This is a genomic window from Sulfurimonas sp., from assembly GCF_028694895.1.
Lineage (GTDB): Bacteria > Campylobacterota > Campylobacteria > Campylobacterales > Sulfurimonadaceae > Sulfurimonas.
The window spans coordinates 1-6,174 of sequence record NZ_JAQVKA010000084.1 but is presented as its reverse complement, the minus strand read 5'-3'; the positions used below and the strand labels follow the sequence as shown (position 1 = coordinate 6,174).

Here is a 6,174-nt window from a genome sequence, read left to right as displayed (position 1 = left end):
CCAAGAGTACTATGTTATTGATGAGAGCGAAAGAGATGACGCTATTATCCGTCTTATGGACTCAGAAGCTTGTCAAAAAGCTATTGTATTTTGTAGAACAAAGAGCGAAGTAGATAGACTCTCAAATGTTTTATCAAGCGCTGGATACCTATCAAACGGACTTCATGGAGATATGGAGCAGCGTCAACGTGAAACTGTAATTAAGGGCTTTAAAAACAATGGTGTTAAAGTTCTAGTTGCAACAGACGTAGCTGCTCGTGGAATACATGTTGATAATATTTCGCACGTATTTAACTACCACATCCCTTTTGACCCTGAGTCTTATGTACACAGAATCGGAAGAACTGGACGTGCTGGAACTAAAGGTAAAGCTATCACACTTTTAACTCCTCTTGAGTTTAAAGAACTTCAACGTATTAAGCAAAAAGTTGGAACTACAATGACTCATGCATTTGTTCCAAGTAAAAATGATTTACGTGCAATCAACTTAAAATCAATAGTTACAACTATAGAAGATCAAAGTATCTATAGTGAAGCACATCAAATTTTAGATATGTTAAAAGAGGATATCGATGAGCCTACTATCATGTTTAAACTTGTATCTATGATTTTAGATAAGCAGACAATCCAAGGTCCAAACAGTATCGGAATACCTGCTGATAAATTAGCAGCTATTTTAGAGCGTGCTGATAAAAGAAGAGACTCAAAAGGTGGACGTGGTGGTTTCCGTGGAAACAGAAGCAGCCGTCCAAGCGGAGATAGAAATCGTTCAAGCTCAGATAGACCTAGAACAGGAAGTAGCGATAGACCTCGTTCAAGCGAAGGCGGCGGAGATAGAACTGCTCGTACAAGCGGCGGTGGTTACCGTGGAGCTTCAAGCACTGGTGAGAGAAGCCGCCCAAGTGGTGATAGAAATCGCAGCAGAAGTAGAGACTAAACAAATATTTAAAAACCCGATGTATATCGGGTTTTTAACAACCTAACTACCAAAAAATCGGAGCTTTTGTAATCTTTGATAAATCTTCATTTATATTAAAAATCTTTGCTCTAATATCTTTTATGCCAAAACTTTGAAGTCTTGCAGTATGCATCTCAAGATACGCCTCTAGTGATGATAAATCTTGAAATAGGTATATTCCACCAGCCTCTTTTGTCTCTTTATTTTCTGTCCATATTTTAGATATTAGTCCTCTCTCTTTAGCAATTGATTTTGCCAAATCAGCAGATGCTTCGAGCATATCTTTACCAAATGGTCCATTATATGGAAAATCTATCTGTAAAAGTACCATTGTTTATCCTTTATGTTTAATAATAAAATCATATCTACTTTATATACAAATCATCCCACCATGAGTAGAATAAATTAGATATAATTTTTAAAAAAAAGAAAAAACATGATTATTTATGAAGATAATGAGCTATATATAGAACATGAAAAGAGTGAGATACCATGGCTAAAAATTTTTACAAAAGAGCCATATAAAGAGCTGGGTGATGTTCCAAAAAGCCTAAGAATAAGGCTATGGGAAGTTTATGACGCTGTTGAAGATGAGATGAGAGCATACTACAACCCTAAGAAGATAAATATGGCATCATTTGCAAACATGCTTCCACGTGTGCATATACATGTAATGGCTAGATTTGAAGATGATAGCTACTTTCCAAACCCAATGTGGGGAGAAAAGCAAAGAGAGGCTAAACTAAATCTTCCAGATGAAGAAGAGTTTTTTAAAAAAGTTAAAGAAGCTTTGAAAAATAGTTAGTATAAGAAGCTTTTTCACTATTAAAATTCTTAATTTTGTTCTAGTTCAAGGCAGAAAATTATTTTATTGAGGAGCATATTGCAGTATGTAACACAGAAATCGAGAAAAAGTGTTATTTTAATTTTGAAAAATTATTTTAACGGACTAAAAGGGACTAATGCTGAACCCCACGTAAGTCCCCCACCAAAAGCATCAAGAAGCATAAGCTCCCCAGCTTTTAACTTTCCACTCTCATAAATATCATTTATAGCCATTGGAATAGATGCACCAGAAGTATTTCCAAATTTTTCAACTGTAAGGACTACCTGCTCATCTTTTAACTTTAGTGCGTCACCAACTGCTTTTATAATTCTAAGGTTGGCTTGATGCGGTACAAAGTGTTTAATATCTGAGCTCTGTATATTGTTTTCTTGCAAGATTTCAACAACATCTTTTGTTAAAGTTTTAACAGCAACTTTAAAAGTCTCATTGCCCTTCATTTGCATAAAACAGCTCTTAGCTTCTTGGTCCAGTGTATCGTGAATAGATCCACTTCCACCATTTGGAGTCATAAGTAGATCCGCAAATCCTCCATCAGCTCCAGTGTGTACATCAATAATTGCTTCACTTTTGTCATTTGTTGCACTTATTACAGCTGCTCCTGCACCATCTCCAAAGAGTATACAAGTGCCTCTATCTGTATAATCAGTTATAGAAGATAATCTCTCAGCACCAATAATTAGGATATTCTTTTTCATTCCAGATTCAATAAATGCTTTTGCAATAGAGAGTACATATACAAATCCAGTACAAGCAGCTGAGATGTCAAATGCTGTAACATTTGCAAGGCCAAGCTTTGTGCTTATAATAGTCGCAGTTGAGGGCATACAAAAATAATCAGGTGAAATAGTTGCACAGATTATCATATCAATCTTGCTCTTATCTATACCACTTCTCTTAATTGCAATTTCGGCAGCTTTTGCTCCCATATCACTTGTAAATTCACCCTCGGCTGCAATATGTCTCTCTTTTATGCCTGTTCGCTTTGTTATCCACTCATCCGTAGTGTCAACCATTTTAGATAAATCTTCATTTGATAAGATTTTACTAGGAACGTAAGCGCCAATCGAGCGAAATGCAGCATATACCATTAATTTTCCTTGTTTTTTAACGTTTCAAGTCTCTCAATAATATGCTCATTTACACCAGTATCAACATACTTTATAGCTTGAAAGATTGCATTTTTTATAGCTTTTGGATTACTTTTTCCATGGCTAACAATAGCACAACCTTGAATACCAATAAGTGGAGCACCACCTATCTCCGCATAATCCATCTGTTTTTTAAGTAGTACAAAAACTTTTCTCATTAAAAGTGCGCCCGTTATTGCTATTGGTGATTTTCTTATGTAATCTTTTATCAACCCAGTTATGGTTGAAGCAACACCCTCGGAAGCTTTTAGTACTAGGTTTCCAACAAAACCATCACATACAATTACGTCACATGTCGCATTAAAAATATCACTTCCTTCTACATTTCCCTTGAAGCCTTTATAGCCATCAAGAAGTTTAAATGTAGCTTTTGTAAGCTCATTTCCTTTGCTCTTCTCTTCACCGTTTGCTAATAATCCAATTGATGGAGTAGTAATTTTGAACATATCCTCAGCATAACAACCACCCATAACAGCAAACTGTACTAGATGTTCAGCTTTAGAGTCAACGTTTGCACCAACATCTAGTATAACAGATCTGCGAGAACTTTTTGTAGGCATTAATGCTACAAGTGCTGGTCTTAAAACACCTTTTAAGCGCCCTAGTCTAAGAGTAGCCAGAGTCATAGTTGCTCCACTGTGACCAGCGGAGACTACACCATGAGCTTCTTTATTTTTTACAAGCTCTATTGCTTTATAAATAGAACTCTCCGTTCTCTTTAACGCGTCAGTAGCTGCATCATGCATAGATATAACATCATCAGCTTCGACTATAGAAATCTTATCTCTATAACGTTTTGGTAATAGAGGTAAAATTTCTGATTTTTTACCTACAAGAATAGGAATGAAAAGTTTTTGTTTGAGAGCTTGGATACAACCGTCTATAATCGGCTTAGGACCGAAGTCCCCGCCCATTGCGTCAATAGCAATCTTTACCATTGACTATTTATACTCACCAGTTGTTGGGTTTATGTGGTGTGGAAGCTTATAAGTTCCATCTTTATCTTTAACTGGTTTAGCTAAAGTTATCTTATAGTGAGTTCTTCTCTTTGCTGAACGTGAATGAGAGACTCTTCTTTTTGGTACTGCCATAATATAATCCTTTCTATTTTATTTAAAACGTTTCTTCATAAGAAGCGTTGTTTGTCTTGCAATTTTCGCAGCTTTTGTAATCGCTTTTTATAAGTTCTATCTCCGAATTCATAAGCTCTTTAAGGTCTAGTGTAGAGCTTAGTGACTCAACAACATCTAAAAGTGTCTCTTCATTCTTCGTATAGATTCCATCAGAGATAAAAAATTCTATATCTTCATCTACTTCAAGTTTAAACTCATCAGCGCATACATCACAATCTACGTCAATTACCCCATTTAATCGTGCTTTTAGCAAAATTAATTTGTTGGCATCATACTGTAAAAAACCTTTAAAAGTTATTTCATCAGAAGTAACTTCAAAGTCAAGTGGAGTTTTGCCAACCTTAATCAGAGATATTTTCAAAATATCTACTTAAGAAATTTCTCTCTCAGAGAAAAAGAATGCTATTTCGATAGCTGCATTTTCTAAAGAATCACTTCCATGAACAGCATTTGCATCTATGTTTTCAGCAAAATCTGCACGAATAGTTCCAGCTTCAGCCTCTTTAGGATTTGTAGCGCCCATTAAGTTACGGTTTTTGATTAGTGCGCCTTCGCCTTCTAATACAGAAACAACTACTGGACCGCTAATCATAAAGTCAACTAAATCACCAAAGAAAGGTCTCTCAGCATGAACTGCATAAAAAGCTTCTGCATCTGCGCGAGAAAGTTGCATTTTTCTTGTTGCTGCAATTTTAAGACCATTGCTCTCAAAACGATCTAAAATCTTACCGACAACACCTTTTGCAACTGCATCTGGTTTTATTATTGATAGTGTGCGTTCCATCAAATCTCCTATAAATATATAAAAATTAGAGTGGAATTGTATCTAAAAAAGAATTTATTTTAAATTAAAAAGAGAAATTTGCAAGAAAGAAGGGGTTAAAGTGGAAGTTACAGAGCCAAAAAGCTCTGTAACTTTTTTTAAAAAATAGTTATTCTACTATAGCTTTGCCGATTCCACGCATGTCATCTGTTATATCCTCACGATGTGAAGGGCTCTCACCCACAGCATCCCAAGTAATACATCCTTCAGTTGGACATGCAGTAGCACATGCTGGCTCATCATGGTAACTAACACACTCTACACATTTATTAGCATATACGTAATAAATTTCTTCACCAGTTGGATTATCATCCTCATCAACAATTGCTTCTACTGGACACTCATCAATACAAGCGCCGCAGTTAATACATGTATCACCAATAATTACTGCCATTAGGATTCTCCTATTATTAATTTCGTGGTAAGTTTAACAAAAGATAATTAAAGATAGCTAAAACATCTTCCATAAAAACACAATTATATAAATTTGTTACACTTTTATATACTAAAAAATCTACTACTTAAAACTACCTGATTTTTAAATATTTTTGAATATCTTCAACTCTATCTGTAAGTTCCCATGTAAAGCCCTCTTCTTCTCTTCCAAAATGCCCATAAGCAGCAGTTTTTCTGTATATAGGACGAAGTAAATCTAAAGACTCTATAATACCTTTTGGAGATAAATCAAAAAGTTCTTTTATACACTCTTCGATTTTTTTCTCTTCAACAGTGCCTGTGCCGTGTGTATCTATCATAATAGAAACAGGTGAGGATATACCTATTGCGTAGGCTATTTGTATGGTAACTCTATCGCAAACTCCAGCAGCTACTAGATTTTTTGCAACATGGCGGCATGCATATGCAGCGCTTCTATCTACTTTTGTTGGGTCTTTTCCAGAGAAAGCGCCGCCACCATGAGGACAGCTTCCGCCATAAGTATCAACTATGATTTTTCTACCCGTCACGCCAGCATCACCTTGAGGTCCACCGATTACAAACTTTCCAGTTGGATTAATATGAAAAACAGTTGTATCACTCATCATCTCAGCTGGTATAACTTCTCTTATTACTTCTCTTATTACATCTTCACGTATCTTCTCTTGCGATACCTCTGGAGCGTGTTGTGTTGAGACAACTACTGCTTCAACGCTCACTGGTTTATTGCCAATATATTTGACACTTATTTGCGCTTTACCATCTGGACGTAGGTATGGAATAATTCCTTCTTTACGAACCTCAGCCAATCGCTTAGTTAAACGGTGCGC

General features: G+C 35.9%; 10 protein-coding genes. 2 read left to right on the top strand and 8 right to left on the bottom strand.

Translation table 11 applies throughout. The features are described 5' to 3' along the window. Window positions 1-937: C-terminal helicase domain-containing protein (locus PHI38_RS08345; protein ID WP_299854986.1), on the top strand; the 937-nt coding region annotated here is incomplete at its 5' end. Between the two features lie 46 nt (window positions 938-983). Here the strand turns inward: PHI38_RS08345 and PHI38_RS08340 are convergent. Further along, window positions 984-1,289, bottom strand: coding sequence for a monooxygenase (locus tag PHI38_RS08340; protein WP_299854984.1), 306 nt, complete (start codon window positions 1,287-1,289; stop codon window positions 984-986). Window positions 1,290-1,394: 105 nt separating this feature from the next. Here PHI38_RS08340 and PHI38_RS08335 point away from each other — a divergent pair, with 105 nt between their 5' ends. Next, complete coding sequence (locus PHI38_RS08335) at window positions 1,395-1,763, top strand: HIT family protein (RefSeq protein WP_299854981.1); 369 nt, start codon at window positions 1,395-1,397, stop codon at window positions 1,761-1,763. A 131-nt stretch (window positions 1,764-1,894) separates the two neighbouring features. Here PHI38_RS08335 and PHI38_RS08330 read toward each other — a convergent pair whose 3' ends face one another. The 7 genes from PHI38_RS08330 to metK form a co-directional block, all read right to left on the bottom strand. Then, complete coding sequence (locus tag PHI38_RS08330; protein ID WP_299854979.1) at window positions 1,895-2,893, bottom strand: beta-ketoacyl-ACP synthase III; 999 nt, start codon at window positions 2,891-2,893, stop codon at window positions 1,895-1,897. Further along, the gene (gene plsX / locus PHI38_RS08325; RefSeq protein ID WP_299854977.1) at window positions 2,893-3,891 is read right to left on the bottom strand and encodes a phosphate acyltransferase PlsX; all 999 of its coding nucleotides are present in this window, start codon (window positions 3,889-3,891) and stop codon (window positions 2,893-2,895) included. The genes PHI38_RS08330 and plsX overlap by 1 nt, the downstream gene beginning before the upstream one ends. A 3-nt stretch (window positions 3,892-3,894) precedes the next feature. After that, window positions 3,895-4,044, bottom strand: coding sequence for a 50S ribosomal protein L32 (rpmF, locus tag PHI38_RS08320; RefSeq protein WP_008335740.1), 150 nt, complete (start codon window positions 4,042-4,044; stop codon window positions 3,895-3,897). A gap of 22 nt (window positions 4,045-4,066) precedes the next feature. After that, window positions 4,067-4,447, bottom strand: a complete 381-nt coding sequence (locus tag PHI38_RS08315) for a hypothetical protein (protein WP_299854973.1) — start codon at window positions 4,445-4,447, stop codon at window positions 4,067-4,069. A 9-nt stretch (window positions 4,448-4,456) separates the two neighbouring features. Next, a complete protein-coding gene (gene ndk / locus PHI38_RS08310; RefSeq protein WP_299854971.1) occupies window positions 4,457-4,870 on the bottom strand; it encodes a nucleoside-diphosphate kinase in 414 nt (137 codons plus the stop codon). A gap of 148 nt (window positions 4,871-5,018) precedes the next feature. Next, on the bottom strand, window positions 5,019-5,303 hold the full coding sequence (locus PHI38_RS08305; RefSeq protein WP_299854969.1) for a 4Fe-4S dicluster domain-containing protein: 285 nt from the start codon (window positions 5,301-5,303) through the stop codon (window positions 5,019-5,021). Window positions 5,304-5,436: 133 nt separating this feature from the next. Further along, window positions 5,437-6,174: methionine adenosyltransferase (gene metK / locus PHI38_RS08300; RefSeq protein ID WP_299854965.1), on the bottom strand; the 738-nt coding region annotated here is incomplete at its 5' end.

What these genes read in the sequence shown, in the direction of transcription:
- rpmF (WP_008335740.1), bottom strand. Translation starts at nt 4,044, where the DNA reads ATGGCAGTACCAAAAAGAAGAGTCTCTCATTCACGTTCAGCAAAGAGA.
- PHI38_RS08335 (WP_299854981.1), top strand. Translation starts at nt 1,395, where the DNA reads ATGATTATTTATGAAGATAATGAGCTATATATAGAACATGAAAAGAGT.
- ndk (WP_299854971.1), bottom strand. Translation starts at nt 4,870, where the DNA reads ATGGAACGCACACTATCAATAATAAAACCAGATGCAGTTGCAAAAGGT.
- plsX (WP_299854977.1), bottom strand. Translation starts at nt 3,891, where the DNA reads ATGGTAAAGATTGCTATTGACGCAATGGGCGGGGACTTCGGTCCTAAG.
- PHI38_RS08330 (WP_299854979.1), bottom strand. Translation starts at nt 2,893, where the DNA reads ATGGTATATGCTGCATTTCGCTCGATTGGCGCTTACGTTCCTAGTAAA.
- PHI38_RS08340 (WP_299854984.1), bottom strand. Translation starts at nt 1,289, where the DNA reads ATGGTACTTTTACAGATAGATTTTCCATATAATGGACCATTTGGTAAA.
- PHI38_RS08305 (WP_299854969.1), bottom strand. Translation starts at nt 5,303, where the DNA reads ATGGCAGTAATTATTGGTGATACATGTATTAACTGCGGCGCTTGTATT.